The organism is Photorhabdus namnaonensis (genome assembly GCF_001684335.1).
Lineage (GTDB): Bacteria > Pseudomonadota > Gammaproteobacteria > Enterobacterales > Enterobacteriaceae > Photorhabdus > Photorhabdus namnaonensis.
Map to the genome: position 1 here is coordinate 1,558 of NZ_LOIC01000028.1, position 722 is coordinate 2,279.

Consider the following 722-nt stretch of genomic DNA (forward strand, 5'->3'; position numbering starts at 1 on the left):
GGATTACCAGTGGAAAAGCCCGGAAGGCGACATGCACCAGACCGTGATACTGCAAATCCGGGGTCCGCTGCTGCTGACCTTCAACCTGACCTCCCCCGCGCCTTTTGAAGACGGTCAGCGTGAGGCGTTGCTGGCGGTTATCCACAGTTTTCAGGCGGTCTGATGACCTGACAGGAGGAACACCATGTCACTTGGCGATGAAATCGTTACCCGGATAGCGCGGGTTGGCGCCCAGCACTCGGTACGCGTCTCCCCGCCGCAGGGCTCCCCCGGTCCGGCCGCCGCCCGTGAGGGCGACCCGATTAAACATGCCAGCTTCCTGGGGGCGCTGGCGGGCGCCATTACCGGGGCGTTGATAGGGGCGGCGGTCTTTGCCGCGGCCTCGGCACTGGTGGGACTGACCGTTCTCACCGGGGGATTAGCGACCGTCGCTGTCATCGCGCTGGGGACCGCGGCCACATTTGCCCTTGGCGATGTCATCAGCGCCGCCAGTTCGGCCGTCACGAAAATGGTGGACAGCATCGGCCCGCCAGACGGCACACTGGGCAGCGGTTCCCCCAATGTCTTTATCGAAGGCAAACCGGCGGCCAGAGCCACCACCGATATCGCCGCCTGTGGCAAACACCCCGCGCCGCCCCTGATTGCCCAGGGCAGTGAAACCGTGTTTATCAACGGCTCGCCGGCGGCCCGGGTGGATGACAAACTGGCGTGTGGCGCCACCA

At 65.0% G+C, this 722-nt stretch carries 2 protein-coding genes; both read left to right on the forward strand.

The genetic code is table 11. The features are described 5' to 3' along the window. Positions 1 to 31: 31 nt before the first annotated feature. A complete protein-coding gene (locus Phpb_RS26590) occupies positions 32 to 163 on the forward strand; it encodes a DcrB-related protein (protein WP_276204243.1) in 132 nt (43 codons plus the stop codon). A gap of 21 nt (positions 164 to 184) precedes the next feature. After that, on the forward strand, positions 185 to 722 hold a 538-nt coding region (locus Phpb_RS06030; RefSeq protein ID WP_205634740.1), incomplete at its 3' end, for a PAAR domain-containing protein.

Coding starts and splice junctions, on each gene's coding strand:
- Phpb_RS26590 (WP_276204243.1), top strand. CDS start 32: ATGCACCAGACCGTGATACTGCAAATCCGGGGTCCGCTGCTGCTGACC.